Raw genomic sequence first — 22,513 nt, forward strand, 5'->3', positions numbered from 1 at the left:
GAGCGCAAGACATGGCTGGGTTTTTCAAGAAGATATTCTCGTTCGGCAAGAAGGAAGTCGTCGAGGAGCGGCCCGACGAGGCCGCACCGCTGCCGCCGATCAAATGGGATGAACTGGAAGCGCTGAAGCCGGCCGCCGAGCAGGCCGTCCCGGAGTTTTTGAAACGCGAAGAGCCGCGGCCCGAGGCCGAGGCCGCAGCTCCGCCGCCAGCCGAACCAGAGTTGCCTCCGGCACCGCAACCGGCGCCCGCGGAAGAGCCGAAGCCCGAACCACCGCCGACCATTCCACCCGAGCCAGACATCCAGCCGGAGCCGCAAACGCCTGCTGAGGAACCGGAGGAGATCCGAGCCGGACCCGTCGCTCCCGAGCCAGTTCCTGAGCCGGAGCAGCCGGAGATCGTTCAGCCCGAGCCTCCGTCCGCGGAAGCTGGCGCTGCCCCTCATCCGCCTGCCGGCACCTTCTCCCCGTATAGTGACGGGGAGAAAGGGGCTGATCGGCAGGCCGAGCCTCCTTTTGAAAGTGGCGAGGAAAAAGCTCCGACGCTGACGCCCCCCTCTCCCCGTCTCTTACGGGGAGAGGGGCAGCGCCAACCTCTGCAAGACGCGGCACCCGCGGCCGAAGTCACGCCACCAGCACCCGCAGCGCCCGAAGCGCCACCGGCCGAAATCCCGCCTCCGATCCGCCAGCCCGCGCCGGTCGAGGCGAAGCCGGTCCTCGCCGAGATCGCACCCGAGCCAGAAGCCGTTCCGCAACCATCGCCAGAGCCAAAGCCCGCCCCCGGCAAAGTCACCGTAACCAAGAAGGTCGAGCAGAAAGCCGAGCCGCAGAAGGCGCCCGAACCGGCGCCGAGGCGTTCCTGGTTCCAGCGCATGCGAGACGGGCTTGCCCGCTCTTCCCGGGAGTTGTCGGGCAACATCGCCGGCGTCTTCACCAAGCGCAAGCTCGACGAGGACACACTGCAGGACCTCGAGGATGTGCTGATCCGCGCCGATCTCGGCATGGAGACGGCTTTGCGCGTAACCGACGCGCTCTCCGCCAGCCGCTACGGCAAGGACGTCTCCGACACCGAAGTCCGCACCATCATGGCGGCCGAAGTGGAAAAGGTGCTGACCCACGTAGCCATGCCGCTGGAGCTCGACCTCAGCCACAAGCCGCATGTCATCCTGGTCGTCGGCGTCAACGGAACGGGAAAAACAACGACCATCGGCAAGCTGGCGGCAAAGCTCACCGATGGCGGCCTCTCGGTGATGCTCGCCGCCGGCGACACTTTCCGCGCAGCCGCGATCGAGCAGTTGAAGATCTGGGGCGAGCGTACCAACTCGCCGGTCATTGCCTCGAAGCTCGGCGCCGATGCCGCTGGCCTCGCCTACGACGCATTCGAGCGCGCGAAGGAGGCCGGCTCCGACGTGCTGATCATCGACACCGCCGGGCGGCTGCAGAACAAGACCGAACTGATGGCGGAACTGGAAAAGATCGTCCGCGTGCTGGGCAAGCTCGATCCGGAAGCGCCGCACACCGTGCTGCAGACGGTCGATGCCACCACCGGCCAGAATGCTCTCAACCAGGTCGAGATCTTCCGCAATGTCGCCGGCGTCAACGGCCTGGTGATGACCAAGCTGGACGGCACGGCGCGCGGCGGTATTCTGGTGGCGATCGCGGCAAAGCACAAATTGCCGGTCTATTTCATCGGCGTCGGCGAACAGGTCGACGACCTCGAACCCTTTTCCGCAAGCGAATTCGCCAGGGCGATCGCTGGAGTGGCTTGACGAGCATGATCCCGAAAAGTTGCAGGCTTTTTGGATTGGATCATGCGTAAGAAGGACCCTATGAACCCACCCATCCTCGAAGGCGACCCGTCCGATCCGCGACGCAAGGCGTTGAACCCGGGCTTGAAATTCCTGCTCGAACTCGGGCCTGGCTTGGTGTTCTTTTTCACCACCATCCGCGGCGCGTGGCTTGTCGGGAAGTTTCCGATCCTCGGCCATATCGGCGAGCCTATCCTGATTGCCACGGCGTTCTTCATGGTGGCGACGGCGCTATCGCTCAGCGTTTCGTGGATTTTGACGCGCAGCTGGCCGATCATGCCGTTGGTCTCGGCCATCGTGGTGTTTGTGTTTGGCGCGCTGGCGCTGTGGCTGCAGGACAAGACCTTCGCTTTCATGAAGCCGACAATTATCAACAGCCTGTTCGGCATCACGTTGCTTGGCGGGTTGGCGTTCGGCAGATCGCTGTTGGGCTATGTCTTTGATTCCGCCTTCAATCTCGATGCCGAAGGCTGGCGCAAGCTCACTTTCCGATGGGGGCTCTTCTTCCTTTTTCTGGCTGCGCTGAACGAGGTTGTGTGGCGCAACTTTTCTGAGGAAGCCTGGCTTTATTTCAAGGTCTGGGGCACGATTCCCATTACCCTTGTCTTCACGTTAAGCCAAATGCCGTTGATCCTGCGCCATTCGCTCGAGGACAAGGCCGGCAAGGAAGAGAAGGCCGGCAAATAGAGCAATTCCAGGAAAGTGTGTAGCGGTTCCGTCCGCAATTACGTCAGAACGTAATTACGTCAGAATAAGAGGAGAGGAGCATGGAATTCATCGCCACGCGCGACGAGTTGAGGACGATCTACAAGACGCCTCGTCCGACCGACGGCTCGATCCGCAAGGAGCTGAAGGCCCTGGATGGCCACTGCCGTTCCTTCATCGGCAAGAGCCCTTTCGTGCTGATCGGCTCGTCCGACGGCGCCGGCAATGCCGATGTGACGCCGAAGGGCGACAGGCCGGGCTTCGTAACAGTGCTCGACGAGAAGACCATCGCCATCCCCGACCGGCCCGGCAACAACCGGCTCGACACGCTGGAGAACATCCTTCTCAATCCCTCGATCGGGCTGCTCTTCCTCATTCCCGGCATGAACGAAACGCTGCGTGTCAATGGCGATGCCCGCATCACCGTCGATGCGGCATTGCGTGAGCGGCTGGCGGTCGACGGCAAGGCACCGCAAAGCGTCGTCGTGGTGACGGTTAAGGCTGCCTACATGCATTGCGCCAAGGCCTTCATGCGCTCCGAACTGTGGAAGCCGGAGAGCTGGTACGACCGCGCGACGCTGCCAACGCTCGGCCAGATCCTGCGCGACCAGTTGGCGCTCGCCGATTCGGCCGAGGCGACCGACCGCTGGCTGGACGAGGAATACAGGGAAACCATGTGGTAGCGTGCCCGGTAACGAATCGCCCAAGCCGGTCTCCATTCCTTTGCTCAACATCCTCGCCATCTCCGGCAGCCTGCGCGCCGCCTCGACCAATTCAGCCCTGCTCGCGGCACTCGCGCGAAACGCGCCGCCGGACTGTCACGTCGCCGTCTATGACGGGCTTGGCCGGCTGCCGATTTTCAACCCCGACGACGAAGGCGAGCGGACGCCGCCGCAAGCAGGGGCGCTGATCGACGTGGTCACCCGCGCTGACGGCGTCATCGTCTCCTGCCCGGAATATGCCCACGGTGTGCCAGGCGGCCTGAAGAACGCGCTCGACTGGCTGGTGTCGCGCGATGCAGCCGTCGACAAACCGGCCACGCTGGTGCATGCCTCGCCGCGCTCGCTGTTTGCCCGCGCCGCACTGGCCGAGATCATGCGGACAATGTCTTTTGCGCTCTATGAGGAGGCAGCGCTCGAAATAGCGCTGCTCGGCAAGAGACCGCCGGAGGTGGAGGATATCTTGTCGCAGCCGGCAAGTAGGCAGACAATGCGCGATGCCCTATCCGCCTTCGCGGAGTTCATCCGCTCGCGGTGAACGCCGGACCGTACTTTCGTCATCCTAGGGCGGAGCAAGGAGCGAAGCGACGCGGCGCAGACCCTAGGATCCATGCCGTGACATTCGTCGGAGATGCAGCGTTTCGGGAAGGCCGCCAGAGGCCTGACGTTGGACATTACACCGGCGCGCTGCACAACAGAATCGCACCGCTGTTCTACTGGTAGGTCACGGCATGGATCCCAGGGTCTGCGCGACGGAGCTTCGCTGCTGCTCCGCCCTGGGATGACGACGCTAGGGGCTGCGGCCCATCTGTGCCGTGAACTATCCCTTGCCCCTGCGCGTCTCGACGTCGGTCTCGCCGACGAACCAGTCGCGTGCAGCGACTTCCTCGAAGACCACCCAGACATCGTTGTTGGTCAGGCCGGTGACGCCGGTGATGGCCGCCGTCACCTGGGCGGCGATCGCGGCCTTTTTGGCGGCCGGGTCATCGGCAATCACCTCCTTGACCAGGCGGATATTCACGAATGGCATGGTTCCCTCCCTTGCATATGCTTGGCGGCCGCTCAGTAGGTTTTGGCGCCATTGACCATGAGCCGGACCATGTAGAGCGAGGTCGTGCCGGCGATGTAGAGGCAGTTCAACTTGTTGCCGCCGAACACGCAATTGGCGACGACTTCCGGTACCTTGACCTTGCCGATCAGCGTCCCGTCTGGATCGTAACAGTGGATGCCGTCGGCGGCGCTGGTCCAGATGCGGCCGTCCGCATCCAGCCTGAAACCGTCGAACAGGCCGGCGGTGCAGTCAGCAAAGACCTTTTCGCCTGAGACCTTCTTGCCGCCCTGGCCGACATTGAACACCCGGATGTGCGCCGGGTTCTGCGCACCATGCGTGCGGCCGGTATCGGCGACATAGAGCTTGCTCTCGTCGAGCGAGAAGGCGAGCCCGTTGGGCCTGACCATGTCGGTGATCACCGCCTCGGTCTCGCCGGTGCCGGGATCGACCCGGTAGACATGGCAGGCGCCGATCTCGCTTTCGGCCTTGTCGCCCTCGTAATCGGTATCGATGCCGTAGCTCGGATCGGTGAACCAGATCGACCCGTCGGACTTGACCACGGCGTCATTGGGCGAGTTCAGCCGCTTGCCGCGCCATTTGTCGGCGATGGTGACAACCGACCCGTCATGCTCGGTGCGGCTGACGCGGCGGCCGGAATGCTCGCAAGTGACCAGCCGGCCTTGCCGGTCGACGGTGTTGCCGTTGGAATTGCCGGACGGCTGACGGAACACGCTGACGCTGCCGTCGGTCTCGTCGTAACGCAGCATGCGATTGTTCGGGATGTCGGACCAGACCACATAGCGCCCGGCCGCAAACCAGGCGGGCCCTTCCGCCCATCGGCAGCCAGTAAACAGCCGGTCGACCTGTGCATTGCCGTTGAACAGCCGCGAAAAGCGCGGATCGAGAACTTCGTAGAATTCGCTGGCCATGGTTCCTCCCGGTAGCAATCGCTTGGCAAGGCGCGATCAAGCCAGCCTGCGATCGATATGGCAAGATCGATGATGCGTCAGAAGCATCATGGAAGCGAATGCTGGCGCGGACGGCAGGTCACATCCCGTTAACCGGCTATGCGCCCAGCGCAATGGTGCATTGCAACATCTTATTTTTGCAACGCACCATAACTATGTCATGCTTCGTATCGATCAAGGGAGGAACAACTGGCCGCGAAATGCGGCGCAAAAGGAAACTCGCTATGATCATCGACAGCCTCATGAGCCGCGCTCGCGCCAGCATCGCCAAGCGCCGGCATTACAACCGCCTCGTCGCCGAAATCGACAGCTTCAGCAGCCGCGACCTCGCTGACATGCGCGCCGACCGCTCAGAAATGCTCTACCAGGTCCACAAGCAGATCTACGGCTGAGCAGCATCACCTTCGTCATCCTAGGGCGTAGCGACGCAAAGCGGAGCGCAGACCCTAGGATCCATGCCGTGACTTTTGAGCACCCGCAACAGTGCAAAATCTATGTCCGGCATCACCTAGCGGGCGACTATTTTGCCCCGCTGCATTCGTTGGCTGATCTCACGGCATGGATTCTGGGGTCTGCGCCGCGTCGCTTCGCTCCTTGCTTCGCCCCAGGATGACGAAGCCTAGCGGACGCATCAGCCCGGCACGGCCAGCGCCTTTTCGATCTCCGGCAACAGCAGCGTCCGCGCCGAGTCCGGCGTCAGCGGCCCTACATGCTTGTAGGCGATCTTGCCATCCTTGCCGATGACGAAGGTCTCCGGCACGCCGTAGACACCCCAGTCGATCGCCGTGCGCCCGGCCTGGTCGACGCCGATCGCCTGGAATGGATTGCCGAGATCGCCAAGGAACCGACGGGCGTTTTCCGGCTGGTCCTTGTAGTTCAGCGCCGCCATAACGAAGCGCTTGTCCTGCGACAGCGCCAGCAGCACCGGATGCTCTTCGCGGCACGGCGCGCACCAGGACGCAAAGACGTTGACCAGCGTCACCTTGCCGGCGAACTGTCTTGAATCGAGGCCCGGTAAATTGGTGCCCTCGAGCGCCGGCAGGTTGGTCTGCGGCGCCGGCAGGCCGATCAGCGCCGACGGCACTTCCGAAACGTCGCGCCCGGACAAAAGCTGCGCCAGGAACAATCCCGCCAGCCCGAGAAAGACCAGCAGCGGCACGAGCACGATCAGGCGGCGGCGCGCCGGTGTTTGCGTTTCCGTGCTCATGATTTTGCTGCCTTATCGGAGCGCCGGCGCACGCCAGACGCCTCCAGCTCGGCGAGCTCTCGCTTGCGGCCGCGCTGGTCGAGCAGAATCCAGCCGATCAGCCCGCCCAGCACCACGGCCGTGATCGCATAGGCGGCGGTGACATAAAGCGCGTGTACGCTCATGCTTTTCGCTCCGCGGCGCTTTCCAACCGGTCCGTCTCGCCTTGTTCCGACATGTCCTCTCTTAACGCCGCGCCACCGGCTCCGCAATTGTTCGCCGCGCCGCAGGCATGAGCTGAAGCCAACACATCAATCCGTACCGTGCCGCAGCGCCAGCGCCGCCGCCACCGGCCCGAGCACGGCAAGGAACAAGGTCAGCGCGGCAAGAATGAGGAAGGGCTGCAGGAACGGATCGGGGTCCGCCACCGCGCCATAGCTTGCAGATACGCCGAAGATCAGCACGGGAATCGTCAGCGGCAGCACCAGCACAGAGATCAGCAGCCCGCCGCGCGGCAGCGCCACCGCCACCGCGGCACCGGCAGCACCGATGAAGGTGATCGCCGGCGTGCCGACCAGAAGCGTCAGCGCCGTGGCGCCGATGCCGGCCGGCTCCATGTTCATGAACAGGCCGAGCAGGGGAGCGGCTATGACCAGCGGCAGCACGCTTCCCGCCCAATGCGCCAGGCATTTCGTCAGCACGGTCAGGGCCAGCAGGTGCCGGTCGTTGCCAAGCACCAGAAGATCGAGCGAGCCGTCTTCCCGATCAGCCTGGAACAGCCGGTCGAGGCCGAGCAGGCAGGCCAGCAAGGCTGATATCCAGAGAATCGCTGGCCCGATGCGGGCCAGCAGCCTCAGGTCGGGACCGACGCCGAAGGGGATGGTCGCGATGACGGCGAGAAAGAAAATCACGCCGGTCAACGCCCCGCCGCCGGCGCGGATACTCAGGCGGATGTCGCGGAGGAAGAGCGACCACATTATGGTGCGGTCCCGATGCATGCGTGAAGGCCAAGCAAAGGATGGAGTTCCGTCGCGTAGAGCACCAACATCAAGCGGCCCCGCCCATCATCAGCCCTTGTGCCCCCTCGATCCCCAGCGGCAGATGCGTCGCCGCAACCACGATCCCCCCACTCTCGAGGTGCTTTCCCATCAATTCGCCGAATCTCTCCTCCGAAGCCTTGTCCAGTCCTGCCGTCGGCTCATCCAGCAGCCACAATGGCCGGTGGCTGACCAGCAGTTTTGCAATCGCCGCACGCCGGCGCTGGCCGGTCGAGAGATAGCCGAACGGCAGATGGCCGATGCTGCCCAGCCCGACGGTCTCCAGCGCCTCTTCAACACCCGCGGAACCGGCGCCCGAAAAATCGCGCCAGAAGCACAGGTTTTCCGTAACGCTCAGCGCCGTCTTCATCGCGTTGAGGTGGCCGAGATAGTGACAGGCCGAGGCGGCCGACGGAAAGTCCTCGCCACCACCTTCGAACCGCACACGGCCTGCCGCCACTGGCAACAGTCCGGCGATGATCCTGAGCAGCGTCGATTTGCCGGCGCCGTTCGGCCCGGAAACGACCAGCGCCTGACCAGCCCCCAGCGCGAATTCGATGCCGGAAAATACCGTCTCGCCGCCGCGTTCGCCGCCCAGATTTTCGGCGATCAGCCGCATCCGTTCCCCTTCGCCGAAAGTTCAGGTGCGGCTTCGGTGCGCCGCAGCAAAAATGGCGATTCCGTGTCTAGAACTATTCCAGAAAATTCTCTATATCCGCATCATCCGTGCCAGCGGTCGGCACGGGAACCGAATTTGCGCCGAACCAGCGCGCGTGCCGCCTTGAACGGCCCGGACGCTTGGGAACGGATAGCGGAAATGGCCGTACCCGCACCTTTGCGCGTGATTTGCATGCCCACTGGCGTCCGTTCCCTCCCGGCAACCGACAGTTAGGGATCGCACGTGTCCAAATCACTCGACAGCTTCAATTGCCGCCGCACGCTGACCGCCGGCGGCACCGAGTACATCTACTATGACCTTGTCGAGGCCGAAAAGAACGGCCTCACCGGCATTGCCCAATTGCCCTATTCGATGAAGGTGCTGCTGGAGAACCTGCTGCGCAACGAGGACGGCCGTTCCGTTACCAAGGAGAGCATCCAGGCGGTCGCCGGCTGGCTGACCGACCGGGGCACCGCCGGCGTCGAGATCGCCTATCGCCCGGCTCGCGTACTGATGCAGGATTTCACCGGCGTTCCGGCCGTGGTCGACCTTGCCGCCATGCGCGACGCCATGGCCTCGCTCGGCGGCGATCCGCAAAAGATCAATCCGCTGGTGCCGGTCGATCTGGTCATCGACCACTCGGTCATCGTCGACGAATTCGGCACGCCGCTGGCCTTCGCCCGCAATGTCGAGCTTGAATATGAGCGCAACGAGGAACGCTACAAATTCCTGAAATGGGGCCAGCAGGCGTTCCGTAATTTCCGCGTCGTGCCGCCCGGCACCGGTATCTGCCATCAGGTCAATCTCGAATATCTCGGCCAGGTGGTGTGGACCAACAGCGAAGACGGCGAAACCACCGCCTATCCCGACACCTGCGTCGGCACCGATTCGCACACCACCATGATCAACGGCCTCGGCGTGCTCGGCTGGGGCGTCGGCGGCATCGAGGCCGAGGCGGCGATGCTCGGCCAGCCGGTCTCCATGCTGTTGCCCGAAGTCATCGGCTTTCGCCTTACCGGCAGGCTGAGGGAAGGCGTCACCGCTACCGACCTGGTGCTCACAGTCACCCAGATGCTGCGCAAGAAGGGCGTCGTCGGCAAGTTCGTCGAATTCTTCGGGCCGGGCCTGTCCAACATGACGCTGGCCGACCGCGCCACCATCGGCAACATGGCCCCGGAATATGGCGCCACCTGCGGCTTCTTCCCGGTCGACAGCGAAACCATCCGCTATCTCACAATGTCCGGTCGCGACGAAAGCCGCATCGCCCTGGTCGAGGCTTATTCAAAGGCGCAAGGCTTGTGGCGCGATCCCGGCTCGGCCGATCCGGTCTTCACCGACCTGCTCGAGCTCGATCTCGGCAGTGTCGTGCCGTCGATGGCCGGCCCGAAGCGTCCGGAAGGCCGGGTCGCACTTGAAGACATTCCGGCCGGCTTCGCCAAGGCCATGGAGACCGAATACAAGAAGGCCGCCGAAATCGACAAGCGCTATGCCGTCGAGGGCACGGACTACGATCTTGGCCATGGCGATGTCGTCATCGCCGCAATCACCTCCTGCACCAACACCTCGAACCCGAGCGTGCTGATCGGCGCCGGGCTGTTGGCGCGTAACGCCAACCGGCTCGGCCTAAAGCAGAAGCCGTGGGTCAAGACCTCACTGGCGCCGGGCAGCCAGGTCGTCGCCGAATATCTCGAGAAATCCGGCCTGCAGAAGGAGCTCGACCAGATCGGCTTCAACCTGGTCGGCTTCGGCTGCACCACCTGCATCGGCAATTCCGGCCCGTTGCCGGGGCCGATCTCCAGGACCATCAACGACAAGGGCTTGATTGCTGCGGCAGTCTTGTCCGGCAACCGCAATTTCGAAGGCCGCGTCTCGCCCGACGTGCAGGCGAACTATCTCGCCTCGCCGCCGCTGGTCGTCGCCCACGCGTTGGCCGGGACCGTGACCAAGGATCTGACCACCGAGCCGCTCGGCGACGATCGCGACGGCAATCCGGTCTATCTCAAAGACATCTGGCCAAGTTCGGTCGAGATCCAGGAATTCATCGAGAAGAACGTCACGCGCGAATTGTTCGCCCGCAAATATGCCGACGTCTTCAAGGGCGACAAGTACTGGCAGAACGTCAAGGCGCCGGAAGGCCAGACCTATGCCTGGGACGACAATTCGACCTATGTGCAGAACCCACCCTATTTCGCCGGCATGAAGTCAGGCTTCGGCAAGATCGGCGATATCAAGGGCGCGCGTGTGCTCGGCCTGTTCGGCGACAAGATCACCACCGACCACATTTCGCCGGCCGGTTCGATCAAGGCGGCCTCGCCGGCCGGCAAGTATCTCACCGACCACGGCGTCGGCGTCGCCGATTTCAACCAGTACGGCACGCGCCGCGGCAACCACGAGGTCATGATGCGCGGCACCTTCGCCAATATCCGCATCCGCAACCATATGCTGGGCGAGAACGGCCGCGAGGGCGGCTACACCATCCATTACCCCTCGAAAGAAGAGGAATCGATCTACGACGCCGCGATGCGCTACAAGAAGGAAGGCGTGCCGCTGGTCATCTTCGCCGGCGTCGAATATGGCAACGGCTCGTCACGCGACTGGGCGGCCAAAGGTACGAATCTGCTCGGTGTCCGCGCCGTCATCGCCCAGTCCTTCGAGCGCATCCACCGCTCCAACCTGGTCGGCATGGGCGTGATCCCGTTCGTCTTCGAGGAAGGCACCTCATGGGCCTCGCTCAACCTCAAGGGCGACGAACTGGTCGAGATCGACGGACTGAGCAACATCAAGCCGCGGCAGAAGATGATCGCCAGGATCACCTACGGCGACGGCAGCGTCAAAGAAGTTCCGATCATCTGCCGCATCGATACGCTGGACGAGCTCGACTACTTCAAGAATGGCGGCATCCTGCAATACGTGCTGCGCGATCTGGCAGCATAGAGAGAGGGGAGTACGGGAGTAGGGCAGTAAGGGAGTAGTGAACGCTTCCCCTATTCCCCTATTCCCCTACCTTGGCTTTCCAAACCGCGCTGTCGCCGCCAGCAGCACGCCGAGCATCAGCCCGTTCAATATGTGCCACAGGAAATGCGTGCCGAGCGGAAAGCCGCCGCAGACCAGCGGATCGATCATCCTGCAGATGACCGACACGACGAAGATCGCCGAACCCGCTAGATTGTACCAGCCGGCGCGATTGCCGCTGGCCGCCACCCAGGCGCCGAAGAAGGCGAGCGCCAGAAACGGCGGCAGATAGCCGGTCGTCCCGTTCGACGCCTGGCGCAGCCAGTCGGGCACGGCGAAGGTAAGCAACCCGGCAACGGCATAGAAGGCGACGAAGATGGCGATCGCCTTGCCCCATTTCATGCCGAGAAAACGTCGCAGGTTGAACAGCGTGTAGGCCAGCGTGAACCCTGCAATCGGCAGCACGTCGGCCAGGACCATTGCCCTTGTGGCAAAGGTGTGGAACAGCGACGAGCCGACGCCGATCGCCACCACCCACCAGGCCAGCACTTCGGCGAAAGTGCCGGTACCGCGCTTGCGCACCTGCCAGACACCCCATAGTCCGGCGGCAAAGAAAGCCAGATTGCTCAGCGCATTGAGCGGTTCGGCCCAGAATTCCGGCCCCGTCCGTTCGCAATAAAGATCGACCGGCGCCAGGAGAGATTGCCACATGCTGATTGCCGCCCGAATCGCTTCCATGGTGAAGTGCAAGTCCACCTATTGCGCCCTTGCCAGCGGTTGCAACGGCAAAATTTCACCGCAACGTGACTTCCCGTTGACTGCCGCTTCTGCCACATATTTCGACAACCAGAACAAAGCCGGCGTCACCGGCGGGATCGGAACGGCCATGCCATCTCGAAGACCATTGCGGCTTGCGGCCCTTGCGCTGGCCCTCTCGGCGTTTGCCGGCAGGGCCCTTGCCGAGCCAGCCGATAAGCCATTAGGCGTCGTCGAGCTCTTCACCAGCCAGGGATGCAACTCCTGTCCGCCAGCCGACGAATTCTTCGCCGAGCTTGCCGCCAAGGAGGACATCGTCGCGCTCGCCTATCATGTCGATTATTGGGATTACCTCGGCTGGCAGGACACGCTGAGCCGCAAGGAAAATACCGAGCGGCAATACGAGTATATGCGCGCCTTCGGCAGTCGTTCCGTCTACACCCCGCAAGCCGTCATAAACGGCCGCAGCCATGTCAACGGCGCCAGCCGCAAGGAAGTCGACGGCGCGCTGGCCCGCATGGAGAGGGTCGGCGAAGGCATGCGGGTCGGCATCAAGGTCAGCCGGACCAGCGATCGCGTCATGATCGATGCCGGCGACGCCGTGACCGGCCCCGCCGACGCGCATGTCGTCATCGTCTATTTCAACCCGCCACAGACGATAAAGATCGGCAAGGGTGAAAACAGCGGCCGCAGCATGACCTATTGGAACGCCGTCTCCAGCATACAGACCGCCGGCATGTGGCACGGCAAGGCGCAGCGCTACGAACTGCCCATGAGCGAGATCGCCAAGAAGGGCGGCTGCGCCGTGCTGCTGCAGTCGGTCGGCAAGGACGGCATGCCCGGGCCGATCCTGGGCGCAGCCTTTATCCGCAAGCCTTAGATAGAGCGTTCTCCCTTCTCCCCTTGTTGTGGGAGAAGGGATAACCGCGCTCAAGCCTCCGACGACAGCCTATCTGGATCGCACCGCCGCGGCGGCCGGCCAATAAAAAACCGGCGTCAGCTTGCTTCTGACGCCGGTCATTTAGGTTTTGGGATCGTCGCACCCGATCTTTCCAAGGAAAAACCGAGGTTGGTTCGATCCGACGCAGACCCGTGGGCGGGGGGCTTGGGGTTTACGAGCCGGTGCCGGACCGAACCGTCTCAGGCAACACCGGTAAATTCGTCGGACATTGGGGCATGAGCACGGATAAAAAAAGGCAGGATTGTGGCGAAGCATCACCAATTCCAACAGGCGTTTCGCAAACGTGACTGGACGCTGGAGAAACCGCGCGGTGCTGGCCTTGCCCGGCCGGGCCTTGCAATTCGGTAACGAAAGCGCCAACTTTGGTCGGCGTACGATTCATTGCGAGGATCCAGGCATGACTGATCGCAGCAGCGGGACGGAGGATGGGGACGCATCCGCAATATTGATCCCGCTGCATGAGGCAAGACGCGAACGCCTCGACCAGCCGGTGCGGTTCGACCGGCGCGAACTGGACCAGATCCTCAGGCTTTACGGCCGTATGGTTGCCGCCAATGAGTGGCGCGACTATGCCATCGACCATCTCGCCGACCGCGCCATTTTTTCCGTCTTCCGCCGCACCAGCGAAGTGCCGCTTTTCCAGATCGTCAAGGATCCGAAGCTGGCGCGCCGGCAAGGCGCGTTCGCCGTCATCGCCGCCGGCGGACGCATCCTCAAGCGTGGCCAGGAACTCGGCCGGGTGCTTGGCGTGTTCGACCGAACGCTGAAGCTGGTCGAGGCGTAACCCTTTATTTTTGCTGGCGGAACTTCCGCTCGGGCAGCGATTGCGGATCGGGCGGGATCGATGCCCCGCCATTGATCGGCAACTGCATGAACACCGTGTCGAGCCAACGCCCGTGCTTGTAGCCGGAGCCTTCCAGGCGGCCGGAATGGCGGAAGCCGAGCTTCTCGTGCAACCGTACCGAGGCGCTGTCGGGTCTGCCGTCGCCGATCACCGCGATGATCTGGCGAAAGCCCGCCGCCTTGGCCGCCTCGATCAGCCCTTGCATCAGTAGCAGCCCGACGCCTTGCCCTTTGGCCGCGGGCGCGACATAGACGGAATCCTCAACGACGAAGCGGTAGGCCGGGCGTGGCCGGAACGCTCCGGCATAGGCATAGCCGAGCACGCCGCTGGCCTTTTCCGCAACGAGATAGGGAAAGCCGCCCGCCATCAGGTTGTCGAATCGCGCGCCCATCTCGATGCGGCTTGGTGGCTCGAGTTCATAGCTCGCCGTGCCATTCGTCACCGCGTCGGCATAGATTTCCGTGATCCGGTCGAGATCGGCCGACGTCGCGGCCCGTAACGTGATGCTGCTCATATTTTATGCAAGTCGTTCATCTGCCTTATATCAAAGCAAAAGCCGGCACAAAAGAAAAGGGCGGCTGTTGGGCCGCCCTTTCCAAACTCGCTGGTCCAGTCAGACCATGATCCCGAAAAGTCGAAACCGGTTCTCGGAAAAGACCATGGTCGGCAAAGAACGCCGTACTAGCGACGGTCGCCCATGAACTGCAGCAGGAACATGAACAGGTTGATGAAATCGAGATAGAGCCTCAATGCGCCCATGATCGCCTTGCGGCCGGCGACATCAGTCTCGTCACCCTCGAAGTACATCTCCTTGATGTTCTGCGTGTCGTAGGCGGTAAGGCCTGCGAAGATCAGCACGCCGATCGCCGAAACGGCGAAGGAAAGCGCCGACGATTGCAGGAAGACGTTGATCACCATCGCGATGATCAGGCCGACCAGGCCCATGACCAGGAACGAACCGAACGCCGAGAGATCGCGCTTGGTCGTGTAGCCGTAGAGCGACAGCCCGCCAAAGGCGGCGGCGGTGGCGAAGAAGGTCTGCGAGATACTGGCGGTGGTGTAGACCAGGAAGATCGACGACAGCGACAGGCCGACGAGGCCGGCGTAGACCCAGAACGTCGTCTGCGCGGCCGAAACGGTCATCGACTGGACGCGGAACGACAGGAACATCACCGCTGCCAGCGGGGCAAAGATCACCAGCCATTTCAGCGGCGAGCCGAAGATCGCGTAGCCGAACGAGGTCAGCATCTCGCCGCTTGGCAACGTCGCGACCGCCGAGGCGGGATCGCTGGTGGTGGCCAGCATGATTGTGCCGACCGCGGCAAGGCCGGTGATGAGGAGGCCAAGCCCCATCAGATTGTAGACCTTGATCATGTAGGCGCGCAGGCCCTGGTCGATGGCAGCATCGACGCCGGCGCCGGGCACGGCGCGCGTCTGATAATTGCGAACGGGATCAGCCATGGAAATCCTCATATTGCTTCTGCCCCGTCCGGTGTCAGGTCCTTTTGAACCCAGGCGCCGCTGGCGGGGCTCCAGCATGCCTGCGCCGAAATATGATGGTTCTTGGCGTAAAGGACAAGACCGTAACCAGGCGTAATGCTCCGTGAAGTGCCGGAGATACGGTTTTATTGGACTTCCCGCCCGGAACATTAACGAGATTTAATCAAAACCGGCTCTGGTTCAAAGATTCCGCAGCACCGGCGCCGCCTTATGGCCCAGCACCCGCCACGTGCCGGCAAGGCCGATACCGACCGTGACCATCAGTGAAAAGCCGATGGTCGCCACCGCCACCTCGGGCATGAAGTGGGATGGCAGCGTCATGATGCGCGTGACGACGAACCACGCCGCCACACCGCCCGCTGCCAGCGCGAACATCGCAGTGGCAAGGCCGATCAGCATGTATTCCAGTGAAAAGGCGGCGATCAGTGTTCTCCTGGTCGCTCCCAGGGTCTTCAGCACCACCGCGTCGTGAATGCGGGCCCGGTTGCCGGCGGCGAGCGCCCCGGCCAGCACCAGCACCGAGGCGATCAACGCCACGCCCGCTGCTGCCCTGATTGCCGTGCCGAGCTGCGCCACCAGCCGGTTGACGATGTCGAGCGCGTCCTTGACCCTGACCGTCGTCACCGCGGGAAAGGCACGCGTGACGGCATTGAGAAGATGCGCATCGTCGGCCGCCGATGCGTTCGTCTCGGTCAGCGTCGCCAACCAGCCATGCGGCGCACCGGCGAATGTGTTGGGCGAGAACACCATGACGAAATTGATACCCATGGTTTCCCATTCGACTTGGCGGAAATTGGCGATCTTCGCCGTGATGTTGCGGCCGAGCACGTTGACGGTGATGGTGTCGCCGAGCTTCAGCCCGATCTCTTTGCCTTCCTCGGCGGAAAACGAGACCAGCGGCGCGCCGGAATAATTCTCCGGCCACCAACTGCCCTCGGTCAGCGTCGCATTCTCCGGCAGCTTTGCGTCATAGGTCAGGCCACGGTCGCCGCGCAGCACCCAGGCGCCTTCGGCCGGAACCTTGACCTTGTCGACATCGACGCCGTTGAGCGCCATCACCCGGCCGCGCAGCATCGGCACCTTGATCAGCGTGCCCTGCGGCGCCTCTTTGCCGACCAGCGCGGAGAAGGCATCGACGTCGCCGCTCTGGATATCGACGAAGAAGAAGTTCGGCGCCCGTTCCGGCAGGCTGCCGGAAATCTGCCGCCTGAGATTGCCGTCGATCAGCGCCAACGTGACCAGGAGCGTCAGCCCGAGACCCAGCGACAGAACCACCGATGGCGTCAAGGCGCCTGGCCGATGGATGTTGCCGATCGCGAGCCTGAGCGCGGTCGAGCGCACGCGCGGGCTTTTCTTCGCCGCCCACTCCACCAGCGTGCCGACGACACGCAGCACCAGGAACGAAAAGATCGTGCCGCCGACGAAGATCGAGGCAATACGGCGGTCGCCGGAAAACAGGATCGCCAGCACCGCGAGTAGCAGCGCGATGGCCATTGCCGCGGCGATATAGAGCGGGCGGGGAAAACCGCGGCCCTCGAAACCCATTTCGCGAAACAGCGCCGTTGCCGGCACGTCGCGGGCACGGCCGAGCGGCAGCAAGGCGAAAGCCAGCGTCACCAGCAGTCCGAACAGCGCCGCCATGCCGAGCGCGCCGGGGTAGAACCCGCCTTCCGCCGGTACCGGAATGACCGACTGCAGTGCCGCGCTGGCCGCGAACGGCATCAGCGCGCCAAGCACAAGGCCCAACGTGATGCCGAGGGCTGCGATCATCAGGATCTGCACCAGGTAGACGGCAAAGACGAACCCGCCCGAAGCTCCCAGGCTCTTGAAGGTGGCGATGACGCCGCGCTTGCCGTCGAGATAGGCCCGCACCGCATTGGCCACGCCGACGCCGCCGACCACCAGCGCCGTCAACCCGACCAGCGTCAGGAATTGCGAGAACCGCTCGATATTCGAGGACAGCGCCGGCGCTGCGTTGCTGCGTGTGCGGATCGACCAACCGGCCTGCGGGAACTGGTTTCCCGCCCGCTCCTGGATCGCCTTGATCTGTGCCTCAGTGGTGCCACCGGGCAGGCGGACCTTATAGGCGTTCTCGACCAGGCTGCCCGGCTGGATCAGGCCGGAAGCGGCAAGCCCGTCGGTCGACACCATCAGCCGCGGCGCAAAACCGAAGCCATCCGACACCGCATCCGGCTCATTGACCAGCCTCGCACGCAGCTCGAACGTCGCGCTGCCGAGCTTCAGCCGGTCGCCGATGCCAAGGTTTAGCCGCTCGAACAAGAGATCCGGGGCGGCGGCGCCGAAGACGCCGGATTTTTCGCCGAACAGATCCTCTCGCGACAGCACCGGCTCGGTCTCCAGCGCGCCATAGAGCGGATAGGCGCCGTCGACCGCCTTGGCCTCGACCAGCGCCTGGTCGGAGCCGTCCTCGAGCCTCGCCATCGAGCGCATGTTGGCACTGTGCGAAACCGTGCCAAGCCGGTCGAGGAAGCTGCGTTCGGCTCTGGTAAGATCGCGCTGGTTGAGCTGGAAGCGGAGATCGCCGCCGAGCAGCGTCTGGCCCTGATCGGCAACACCGGCGGAAATCGCTTGCGCCACCGAATTGACGCCGCCGATTGCCGCGACGCCGAGCGCGATGCAGGCAAGGAAGATCAGGAAGCCGGACAGCCCGCCACGCATTTCTCGCAGCGAAAACCGAAAGGCGAGCCTCAGCGTTTGCGACAGCGGCATCAGGCGGTCACCTTGCCGGCCCTGGTGGCCGGCTCAGGCGCGACCTCGATCAGCCCCGACCGCATCGACACCTGGCGCGAGCAGCGCGCCGCAAGCACTGGGTCATGCGTGACCAGCACCAGCGTCATGCCGCGTTCGGCCGCCTTGGCAAACAGCAGGTCGGCGACGTGCCGCCCCGTCGCCTGGTCGAGATTGCCGGTCGGCTCGTCGGCGATCAGGATGCGCGGCGACGGCGCCAGCGCCCGGGCGATCGCCACGCGCTGCTGCTCGCCGCCAGACAATTCGCCGGGGTAATGGGTGACGCGATCGCTGAGACCGACCGCCGCCAGCTCGCGCGCCGCCACGCCGAAGGGATCGACATGGCCGGCGAGCTCCAGCGGGACGGCGACGTTTTCCAGCGCCGTCATATTCGGGATGAGATGGAAAGACTGGAATACGATGCCGATGTTTCGCCCCCGAAACGATGCGATCTGGTCTTCACTTTTGCCGTTGAGCAGCTCGCCGGCAACTCGGACCGTGCCCGAATCGACCCTTTCAAGCCCCGCCAAAACCATCAGCAATGTCGACTTTCCCGAACCTGAAGGCCCAACGATGCCTGTCGCTTCGCCGCCCGTCACATCGAGGCTGACGCCCTTCAGCACATGAACCGAGGAGGCACCTTCGCCGAGCGTCAGCGATACGTCTTTCAGCGAAATGACGGCTTCTTCCAAAATCAAATCGTCCTATATGGGAGATGAAGGCTAGAGCATCCGATGCTCGACAAAGACGAAAACCTGCCTTCGCCAACAGATGTTCCTGGTCATATGGGGCCTGCCGCATGGCTTTCAAACACACCTTTGCCGCAGCCTTCGCCCTTTTCCTCGCCATTTGCGGCGGCGCCATTTCATCGGCGCGCGCCGAACCCTTCACCATTGTCGGTTTCGGCGACAGCTTGATGGCGGGTTATGGCCTCGGGCCAGGTCAGGGCTTCACCGAAAAGCTGCAGGCGGCGCTGCGCGCCAAGGGCTACGATGTCACGGTCGCCAATGCCGGCGTCTCCGGCGATACGACGAGCGGCGGCCTGTCGCGGCTCGACTGGTCGGTACCGGACGGCACGCAACTGGTCATCCTGGAGCTCGGCGCCAACGACATGCTGCGCGGCGTTTCGCCCGCCATAGCGGAAAAAAACCTGGACGCGATGCTGGCAAAACTGAAGCAGCGCAAGATCGCGGTGTTGCTTGCCGGAATGCGCGCGGCGCCCAATCTCGGTGCCGACTACCAGAACGCCTTCGACGCAATCTTTCCGCGATTGGCTGAAAAATACGGCGTGCCGCTCTATCCTTTCTTTCTCGAGGGCGTAGCCGGCCAATCCGTCCTGCAGCTCGAGGACGGCCTTCATCCAAGTGCCCGAGGCGTCGACCGCATCGTCGAGGGTATCCTGCCCAGTGTGGAGAAGACCATTGCAACGGTGCGGGGTAATTCCTGAAGGCGAGGGTTCGCCGCCGCACCACATTCCGCTGGGGAAGCTTTTAGGCAGCCCTGCGACCAACAAACCGCTTGCCCCGTTCGAATATCGATGATTCGCTAGGGGCAAGAGTTCGATTCGAGGACAGGAGGCTTCCCATGCCGCGTCTTTTTACCGCCCTCGAAATGCCGCGTGATGCCGCTCTTTCGCTGTCCCTGCTCAGGGGCGGCCTGCCCGGAGCCCGCTGGATTGACGTCGAAAACTATCATCTGACGCTGCGCTTCATCGGCGATGTCGAGGGCCATGTCGCCGACGAGATCGCCAACGCGCTCGACCGTGTTCACCGCGCCTCCTTCCCGCTGACGCTGTCCGGCGTCGGCGCCTTCGGCCAGAAGAAGCTGCATGCGGTGTGGGCCGGGGTCGCCGCTTCGCCCGATCTTTCCGCATTGCAGGCCGAGATCGAGCGCATCTGCCAGCGGCTCGGCATCCCGGCCGACCCGCGCAAGTTCATGCCGCATGTGACGCTGGCCCGCCTGCGCAATTCGAACCCGCTCGATGTCGCCCAGTATCTGTCGGCGCGCGGCAATTTTTCGACGCTGCCGTTCCGGGTCGGCCGCTTCGTGCTGATGTCGTCGCGCGACTCGGTCGGCGGCGGGCCTTACGTCGTCGAGGAGGCCTGGCCGCTTTCAGGTGCCGACAATCGCGTCGCCAGCCGTTTGGTCGGCGCCGCCGACGCTTCGCGGATCATGCGGTAGGCGGATATGGCCAGGGAGAAACTAGCAAAAGAGGCGATCCGCGCCGAACTTGCCGGCCTCGAAGGCTGGTCGCTGGCCAAGGATGGCGGCTCGATCACCCGCACCTTCACCTTCAAGAATTTCTCCGAAGCCTTTGCCTTCATGACCCGCGTCGCCCTGGCGGCGGAGAAGATGGACCACCACCCCGACTGGTCGAACGTCTACAAGACCGTAAACGTGACCCTCAACACGCACGACGCTGGCGGCCTGACGGCGCTGGATTTCGAGCTGGCCAGGAAGATGAACCGCTATTTCGGCGGCTGAGACTATCTGCACCTTGCAGCGAGGTTCGGCTTTCACCACATTTTGTCTCGCGGTCATGCGTGAAGTCACGCGACGGCCGCAAGGAGAGGTTGATGGCGCAAAAATCCGGTTTTGATTTCTTCGGCCTCGGCAGCAAGCCGGGCAATGAGAGCGAAGTGCGCGAAAAGTTCTGGCGTACGGCGAAGAAAGCCGCCCGGCAGATCCCGTTCATGGAAGAGGTGGTCGCCGCCTATTACTGCGCCATGGACAAGAAGACGCCGCTGCGCGCCAAGGGCACCTTGCTGGCTGCGCTCGGCTATTTCGTGCTGCCGACGGACGTCATCCCCGATTTCATCCTTGGACTAGGCTTCACCGACGACATCGCCGTGCTGACCGCCGCGATTACCGCCGTCAGCGCCCACATCACGCCGGCGCACCGGCTCGCCGCCAGGCAGGCCATCGCCGACAAGAGCTGAGCCGGTGCGGCGCAAAAAAATCGCGCGAGAACCGACTTTCCGGCCGTCAAACCCACCGCCGCACCCGCGCCTTGTAGGCGCGATAGGCATCTCCGAACTTCCGCTCGAGATAGCGCTCTTCCGGCGCGATGACGCCGGCATTGATCACCCACAGCAGGGGGATGACGAGCGCGATAGCCCAAAGACTTCCGGCCGCGACGCCGAGGCCCAGATAGATGAGGGTCGTTCCCAGATAGAACGGGTTTCTGGTCCGCCGATAGATCCCGTCGACGACCAGCGAGGTCGTTGGCAAGGTCGGTGGTATGTTGGTTCCAGCTGCCTGAAAGCGGCCCGCCGCCATAAAGATGAGCACGAAGCCGCACACCGCGAGCACGGCGCCGGCCAGATAGCGGGCGAGCGCCTGCCCGGCCATGACCGGGAGGGGAACGAGCACCTCGAGCACGGTTGCCGCTACCAGGAAGCCGAGGAAGATCAAAGGCGGCAGCGCAATGACCCCGGGCACGTCGGGCGCGCCCGACGTGCCCGCCGCCTCCCCGCCATCGGAGGGCACCGGGCCACCGGCCGCCACGCGGACGGCGACACGAATGCCGAACACGATCGCCAGGACGACTGTGCCGCCCGCCAGGATAAGCCCTGTCTCGGAAATGGCCATGGCCAAATCTCCCGTAAGCCGCCAAGGAGGGCACCCTGGCCGAGTGCCGTGGCGGCGAACGCAGACATGGTAGCGCCTGCAGGGAAATTCGTCACGTACCTCAGAAAAGCGAGAACCGCTGCAGGACCTAGCTGCTTGAAAAGTCAAACTCTTGCCGTTTTCGTGGCCTCCAAGTCGCGGCAGGGACATTGCGCCAGCCGCTTTTTTCGAGCGGCAGCGCGAAGACGGCGGCGGTTTCCTGGCGTGAACATCCTTTTCTCAGGGGAAATTCACCGTTTGGTAACCCAGATTAAATCAAAATGAAGCGACGGGCAGGACGCCGAGCCGGCCTGCCGCCGCACCAGTGGAATACGGGAAAAGCGATGCGCGGATTGATTGCTATAGTTTCCAGCCTGGCCCTGGTGGCCTTGACGGCGCCCGCGCTGGCGCAGTCGGCAACCAAGATCGGCCAGCACAATGCCTGGGGCACCTACAGTTATCAGGCGTCGGGCGGCGGCAAGGTCTGCTATGTCCTGACGGTGCCAACCGACAAGCAGCCGCCGACGCTCGATCACGGCGACATGTTCTTCTTCGTCAGCCAGCGGCCAGGGCAGCAAGTGTCCTACGAGCCGCAATTCATCGCCGGCTATACCTTCCAGGAAGGTTCCAAGGCCACCGTCACCATCGACAGGAAGTCTTTTTCGATGTTCACGCGTGGCAAGTCGGCCTGGGTCGAGAACGCCGCCGAGGAGCCGGTGCTGATCGCCGCGATGAAGACCGGCACCGACATGAAGGTGTCGGCCAAGTCCGGCCGCGGCAACACCACCACCTACGTCTTCTCGCTGAAGGGCATCTCGGCTGCGCTGGCCTCGATCGCCAAGTGCAAGTAGCTTAGAGTCGGAAGACCGACCTTTTAGGCGTTGACGCCGCCCCTCATTGCCCTGCCGGGCATTTCTCCCCGTATGGTGACCTATCGGATTCACACATTTTGCAGATTGAGTTTGGTTCCGTACTTGATGGCGTGGAATTCGGCGAGGCCGATGCGCATGACCT

Annotated in this window: 25 protein-coding genes; 13 read left to right on the forward strand and 12 right to left on the reverse strand. The window is 63.4% G+C overall.

Going from position 1 to position 22,513, the window contains the following annotated elements; translation table 11 throughout:
- Positions 1 to 11: 11 nt before the first annotated feature.
- The 4 genes from ftsY (at position 12) to NKG60_RS25760 (ending at position 3,767) form a co-directional block, all read left to right on the forward strand.
- A complete protein-coding gene (ftsY, locus tag NKG60_RS25745; protein ID WP_352867827.1) occupies positions 12 to 1,766 on the forward strand; it encodes a signal recognition particle-docking protein FtsY in 1,755 nt (584 codons plus the stop codon).
- A 60-nt stretch (positions 1,767 to 1,826) separates the two neighbouring features.
- Entirely contained in the window at positions 1,827 to 2,492 is a 666-nt protein-coding gene (locus NKG60_RS25750) for a septation protein A (RefSeq protein ID WP_352468104.1), read from the forward strand.
- Between the two features lie 80 nt (positions 2,493 to 2,572).
- Positions 2,573 to 3,193: a pyridoxamine 5'-phosphate oxidase family protein gene (locus tag NKG60_RS25755; RefSeq protein WP_352668025.1), complete on the forward strand. Its 621-nt coding sequence runs from the start codon at positions 2,573 to 2,575 to the stop codon at positions 3,191 to 3,193.
- Between the two features lie 40 nt (positions 3,194 to 3,233).
- Positions 3,234 to 3,767, forward strand: coding sequence for an NADPH-dependent FMN reductase (locus NKG60_RS25760; RefSeq protein WP_352668112.1), 534 nt, complete (start codon positions 3,234 to 3,236; stop codon positions 3,765 to 3,767).
- A 282-nt stretch (positions 3,768 to 4,049) separates the two neighbouring features.
- Here the strand turns inward: NKG60_RS25760 and NKG60_RS25765 are convergent, their stop codons facing one another.
- Both NKG60_RS25765 and NKG60_RS25770 read right to left on the reverse strand, forming a co-directional pair.
- Positions 4,050 to 4,259: a tautomerase family protein gene (locus tag NKG60_RS25765; protein WP_352668024.1), complete on the reverse strand. Its 210-nt coding sequence runs from the start codon at positions 4,257 to 4,259 to the stop codon at positions 4,050 to 4,052.
- A gap of 32 nt (positions 4,260 to 4,291) precedes the next feature.
- Positions 4,292 to 5,209 carry an SMP-30/gluconolactonase/LRE family protein gene (locus NKG60_RS25770; RefSeq protein ID WP_352668023.1) on the reverse strand — a complete coding sequence of 306 codons (918 nt, stop codon included), beginning with the start codon at positions 5,207 to 5,209 and terminating at the stop codon, positions 4,292 to 4,294.
- A 263-nt stretch (positions 5,210 to 5,472) separates the two neighbouring features.
- On the opposite strand from NKG60_RS25770, the gene NKG60_RS25775 reads away from it, so the two are divergent.
- Positions 5,473 to 5,640 (forward strand): hypothetical protein, encoded by a 168-nt coding sequence (locus NKG60_RS25775; RefSeq protein ID WP_023721879.1) that lies wholly within the window; start codon positions 5,473 to 5,475, stop codon positions 5,638 to 5,640.
- Positions 5,641 to 5,879: 239 nt separating this feature from the next.
- Here the strand turns inward: NKG60_RS25775 and NKG60_RS25780 are convergent, their stop codons facing one another.
- From NKG60_RS25780 to ccmA, 4 genes are all read right to left on the reverse strand, one after another.
- Complete coding sequence (locus NKG60_RS25780; protein WP_352668020.1) at positions 5,880 to 6,455, reverse strand: DsbE family thiol:disulfide interchange protein; 576 nt, start codon at positions 6,453 to 6,455, stop codon at positions 5,880 to 5,882.
- Positions 6,452 to 6,619, reverse strand: a complete 168-nt coding sequence (gene ccmD, locus NKG60_RS25785; protein WP_352567342.1) for a heme exporter protein CcmD — start codon at positions 6,617 to 6,619, stop codon at positions 6,452 to 6,454. Before ccmD ends, NKG60_RS25780 begins: the two co-directional genes overlap by 4 nt.
- Before the next feature lie 126 nt (positions 6,620 to 6,745).
- Positions 6,746 to 7,411: a heme exporter protein CcmB gene (ccmB, locus tag NKG60_RS25790; RefSeq protein ID WP_352668019.1), complete on the reverse strand. Its 666-nt coding sequence runs from the start codon at positions 7,409 to 7,411 to the stop codon at positions 6,746 to 6,748.
- A gap of 70 nt (positions 7,412 to 7,481) precedes the next feature.
- Positions 7,482 to 8,090: a heme ABC exporter ATP-binding protein CcmA gene (gene ccmA / locus NKG60_RS25795; RefSeq protein ID WP_352668017.1), complete on the reverse strand. Its 609-nt coding sequence runs from the start codon at positions 8,088 to 8,090 to the stop codon at positions 7,482 to 7,484.
- A gap of 282 nt (positions 8,091 to 8,372) precedes the next feature.
- On the opposite strand from ccmA, the gene acnA reads away from it, so the two are divergent.
- On the forward strand, positions 8,373 to 11,063 hold the full coding sequence (gene acnA / locus NKG60_RS25800) for an aconitate hydratase AcnA (RefSeq protein WP_352668016.1): 2,691 nt from the start codon (positions 8,373 to 8,375) through the stop codon (positions 11,061 to 11,063).
- 66 nt (positions 11,064 to 11,129) lie between these two features.
- Here the strand turns inward: acnA and NKG60_RS25805 are convergent, their stop codons facing one another.
- The gene (locus NKG60_RS25805) at positions 11,130 to 11,792 is read right to left on the reverse strand and encodes a ceramidase domain-containing protein (RefSeq protein WP_352668015.1); all 663 of its coding nucleotides are present in this window, start codon (positions 11,790 to 11,792) and stop codon (positions 11,130 to 11,132) included.
- A 175-nt stretch (positions 11,793 to 11,967) separates the two neighbouring features.
- Between NKG60_RS25805 and NKG60_RS25810 the strand changes: the two genes are divergently transcribed.
- Complete coding sequence (locus tag NKG60_RS25810) at positions 11,968 to 12,717, forward strand: DUF1223 domain-containing protein (protein WP_352668013.1); 750 nt, start codon at positions 11,968 to 11,970, stop codon at positions 12,715 to 12,717.
- A gap of 478 nt (positions 12,718 to 13,195) precedes the next feature.
- Entirely contained in the window at positions 13,196 to 13,582 is a 387-nt protein-coding gene (locus NKG60_RS25815; RefSeq protein ID WP_352668011.1) for a DUF2794 domain-containing protein, read from the forward strand.
- 4 nt (positions 13,583 to 13,586) lie between these two features.
- Here the strand turns inward: NKG60_RS25815 and NKG60_RS25820 are convergent, their stop codons facing one another.
- The 4 genes from NKG60_RS25820 to NKG60_RS25835 all read right to left on the reverse strand — a co-directional run bounded on the left by NKG60_RS25820 (position 13,587) and on the right by NKG60_RS25835 (position 18,582).
- Positions 13,587 to 14,156, reverse strand: a complete 570-nt coding sequence (locus NKG60_RS25820) for a GNAT family N-acetyltransferase (RefSeq protein WP_352668009.1) — start codon at positions 14,154 to 14,156, stop codon at positions 13,587 to 13,589.
- 167 nt (positions 14,157 to 14,323) lie between these two features.
- Complete coding sequence (locus NKG60_RS25825) at positions 14,324 to 15,103, reverse strand: Bax inhibitor-1/YccA family protein (RefSeq protein WP_352668007.1); 780 nt, start codon at positions 15,101 to 15,103, stop codon at positions 14,324 to 14,326.
- Positions 15,104 to 15,322: 219 nt separating this feature from the next.
- Positions 15,323 to 17,872, reverse strand: a complete 2,550-nt coding sequence (locus NKG60_RS25830; RefSeq protein ID WP_352975907.1) for an ABC transporter permease — start codon at positions 17,870 to 17,872, stop codon at positions 15,323 to 15,325.
- Positions 17,872 to 18,582, reverse strand: coding sequence for an ABC transporter ATP-binding protein (locus NKG60_RS25835; RefSeq protein WP_352668002.1), 711 nt, complete (start codon positions 18,580 to 18,582; stop codon positions 17,872 to 17,874). The genes NKG60_RS25830 and NKG60_RS25835 overlap by 1 nt, the downstream gene beginning before the upstream one ends.
- A 107-nt stretch (positions 18,583 to 18,689) precedes the next feature.
- Here NKG60_RS25835 and NKG60_RS25840 point away from each other — a divergent pair, with 107 nt between their 5' ends.
- The 4 genes from NKG60_RS25840 to NKG60_RS25855 all read left to right on the forward strand — a co-directional run bounded on the left by NKG60_RS25840 (position 18,690) and on the right by NKG60_RS25855 (position 20,829).
- Positions 18,690 to 19,337 (forward strand): arylesterase, encoded by a 648-nt coding sequence (locus NKG60_RS25840; protein WP_352668000.1) that lies wholly within the window; start codon positions 18,690 to 18,692, stop codon positions 19,335 to 19,337.
- Between the two features lie 137 nt (positions 19,338 to 19,474).
- Complete coding sequence (thpR, locus tag NKG60_RS25845; RefSeq protein ID WP_352975908.1) at positions 19,475 to 20,071, forward strand: RNA 2',3'-cyclic phosphodiesterase; 597 nt, start codon at positions 19,475 to 19,477, stop codon at positions 20,069 to 20,071.
- A 6-nt stretch (positions 20,072 to 20,077) separates the two neighbouring features.
- A complete protein-coding gene (locus NKG60_RS25850) occupies positions 20,078 to 20,374 on the forward strand; it encodes a 4a-hydroxytetrahydrobiopterin dehydratase (protein WP_352667997.1) in 297 nt (98 codons plus the stop codon).
- A gap of 92 nt (positions 20,375 to 20,466) precedes the next feature.
- Entirely contained in the window at positions 20,467 to 20,829 is a 363-nt protein-coding gene (locus NKG60_RS25855) for a YkvA family protein (protein WP_031212728.1), read from the forward strand.
- A 46-nt stretch (positions 20,830 to 20,875) separates the two neighbouring features.
- Here NKG60_RS25855 and NKG60_RS25860 read toward each other — a convergent pair whose 3' ends face one another.
- On the reverse strand, positions 20,876 to 21,481 hold the full coding sequence (locus NKG60_RS25860) for a methyltransferase family protein (protein WP_352867812.1): 606 nt from the start codon (positions 21,479 to 21,481) through the stop codon (positions 20,876 to 20,878).
- A gap of 362 nt (positions 21,482 to 21,843) precedes the next feature.
- Between NKG60_RS25860 and NKG60_RS25865 the strand changes: the two genes are divergently transcribed.
- On the forward strand, positions 21,844 to 22,350 hold the full coding sequence (locus NKG60_RS25865; protein ID WP_352667992.1) for an invasion associated locus B family protein: 507 nt from the start codon (positions 21,844 to 21,846) through the stop codon (positions 22,348 to 22,350).
- Positions 22,351 to 22,513: the final 163 nt, after the last annotated feature.

The sequence above is a fragment of the Mesorhizobium sp. M1428 genome (assembly GCF_040317515.1).
Classification (GTDB): Bacteria; Pseudomonadota; Alphaproteobacteria; order Rhizobiales; family Rhizobiaceae; genus Mesorhizobium.

Bases quoted from the DNA above. Each gene is read 5' to 3' on its own strand.
- NKG60_RS25775 (WP_023721879.1), top strand. From the start codon at position 5,473: ATGATCATCGACAGCCTCATGAGCCGCGCTCGCGCCAGCATCGCCAAG.
- NKG60_RS25840 (WP_352668000.1), top strand. From the start codon at position 18,690: ATGGCTTTCAAACACACCTTTGCCGCAGCCTTCGCCCTTTTCCTCGCC.
- NKG60_RS25850 (WP_352667997.1), top strand. From the start codon at position 20,078: ATGGCCAGGGAGAAACTAGCAAAAGAGGCGATCCGCGCCGAACTTGCC.
- NKG60_RS25780 (WP_352668020.1), bottom strand. From the start codon at position 6,455: ATGAGCACGGAAACGCAAACACCGGCGCGCCGCCGCCTGATCGTGCTC.
- ccmB (WP_352668019.1), bottom strand. From the start codon at position 7,411: ATGTGGTCGCTCTTCCTCCGCGACATCCGCCTGAGTATCCGCGCCGGC.
- ccmA (WP_352668017.1), bottom strand. From the start codon at position 8,090: ATGCGGCTGATCGCCGAAAATCTGGGCGGCGAACGCGGCGGCGAGACG.
- NKG60_RS25770 (WP_352668023.1), bottom strand. From the start codon at position 5,209: ATGGCCAGCGAATTCTACGAAGTTCTCGATCCGCGCTTTTCGCGGCTG.
- NKG60_RS25860 (WP_352867812.1), bottom strand. From the start codon at position 21,481: ATGGCCATTTCCGAGACAGGGCTTATCCTGGCGGGCGGCACAGTCGTC.
- ftsY (WP_352867827.1), top strand. From the start codon at position 12: ATGGCTGGGTTTTTCAAGAAGATATTCTCGTTCGGCAAGAAGGAAGTC.
- NKG60_RS25815 (WP_352668011.1), top strand. From the start codon at position 13,196: ATGACTGATCGCAGCAGCGGGACGGAGGATGGGGACGCATCCGCAATA.
- ccmD (WP_352567342.1), bottom strand. From the start codon at position 6,619: ATGAGCGTACACGCGCTTTATGTCACCGCCGCCTATGCGATCACGGCC.
- NKG60_RS25765 (WP_352668024.1), bottom strand. From the start codon at position 4,259: ATGCCATTCGTGAATATCCGCCTGGTCAAGGAGGTGATTGCCGATGAC.
- NKG60_RS25750 (WP_352468104.1), top strand. From the start codon at position 1,827: ATGAACCCACCCATCCTCGAAGGCGACCCGTCCGATCCGCGACGCAAG.
- NKG60_RS25805 (WP_352668015.1), bottom strand. From the start codon at position 11,792: ATGTGGCAATCTCTCCTGGCGCCGGTCGATCTTTATTGCGAACGGACG.
- NKG60_RS25865 (WP_352667992.1), top strand. From the start codon at position 21,844: ATGCGCGGATTGATTGCTATAGTTTCCAGCCTGGCCCTGGTGGCCTTG.
- NKG60_RS25810 (WP_352668013.1), top strand. From the start codon at position 11,968: ATGCCATCTCGAAGACCATTGCGGCTTGCGGCCCTTGCGCTGGCCCTC.
- NKG60_RS25820 (WP_352668009.1), bottom strand. From the start codon at position 14,156: ATGAGCAGCATCACGTTACGGGCCGCGACGTCGGCCGATCTCGACCGG.
- NKG60_RS25825 (WP_352668007.1), bottom strand. From the start codon at position 15,103: ATGGCTGATCCCGTTCGCAATTATCAGACGCGCGCCGTGCCCGGCGCC.
- NKG60_RS25855 (WP_031212728.1), top strand. From the start codon at position 20,467: ATGGCGCAAAAATCCGGTTTTGATTTCTTCGGCCTCGGCAGCAAGCCG.
- NKG60_RS25830 (WP_352975907.1), bottom strand. From the start codon at position 17,872: ATGCCGCTGTCGCAAACGCTGAGGCTCGCCTTTCGGTTTTCGCTGCGA.
- thpR (WP_352975908.1), top strand. From the start codon at position 19,475: ATGCCGCGTCTTTTTACCGCCCTCGAAATGCCGCGTGATGCCGCTCTT.
- NKG60_RS25755 (WP_352668025.1), top strand. From the start codon at position 2,573: ATGGAATTCATCGCCACGCGCGACGAGTTGAGGACGATCTACAAGACG.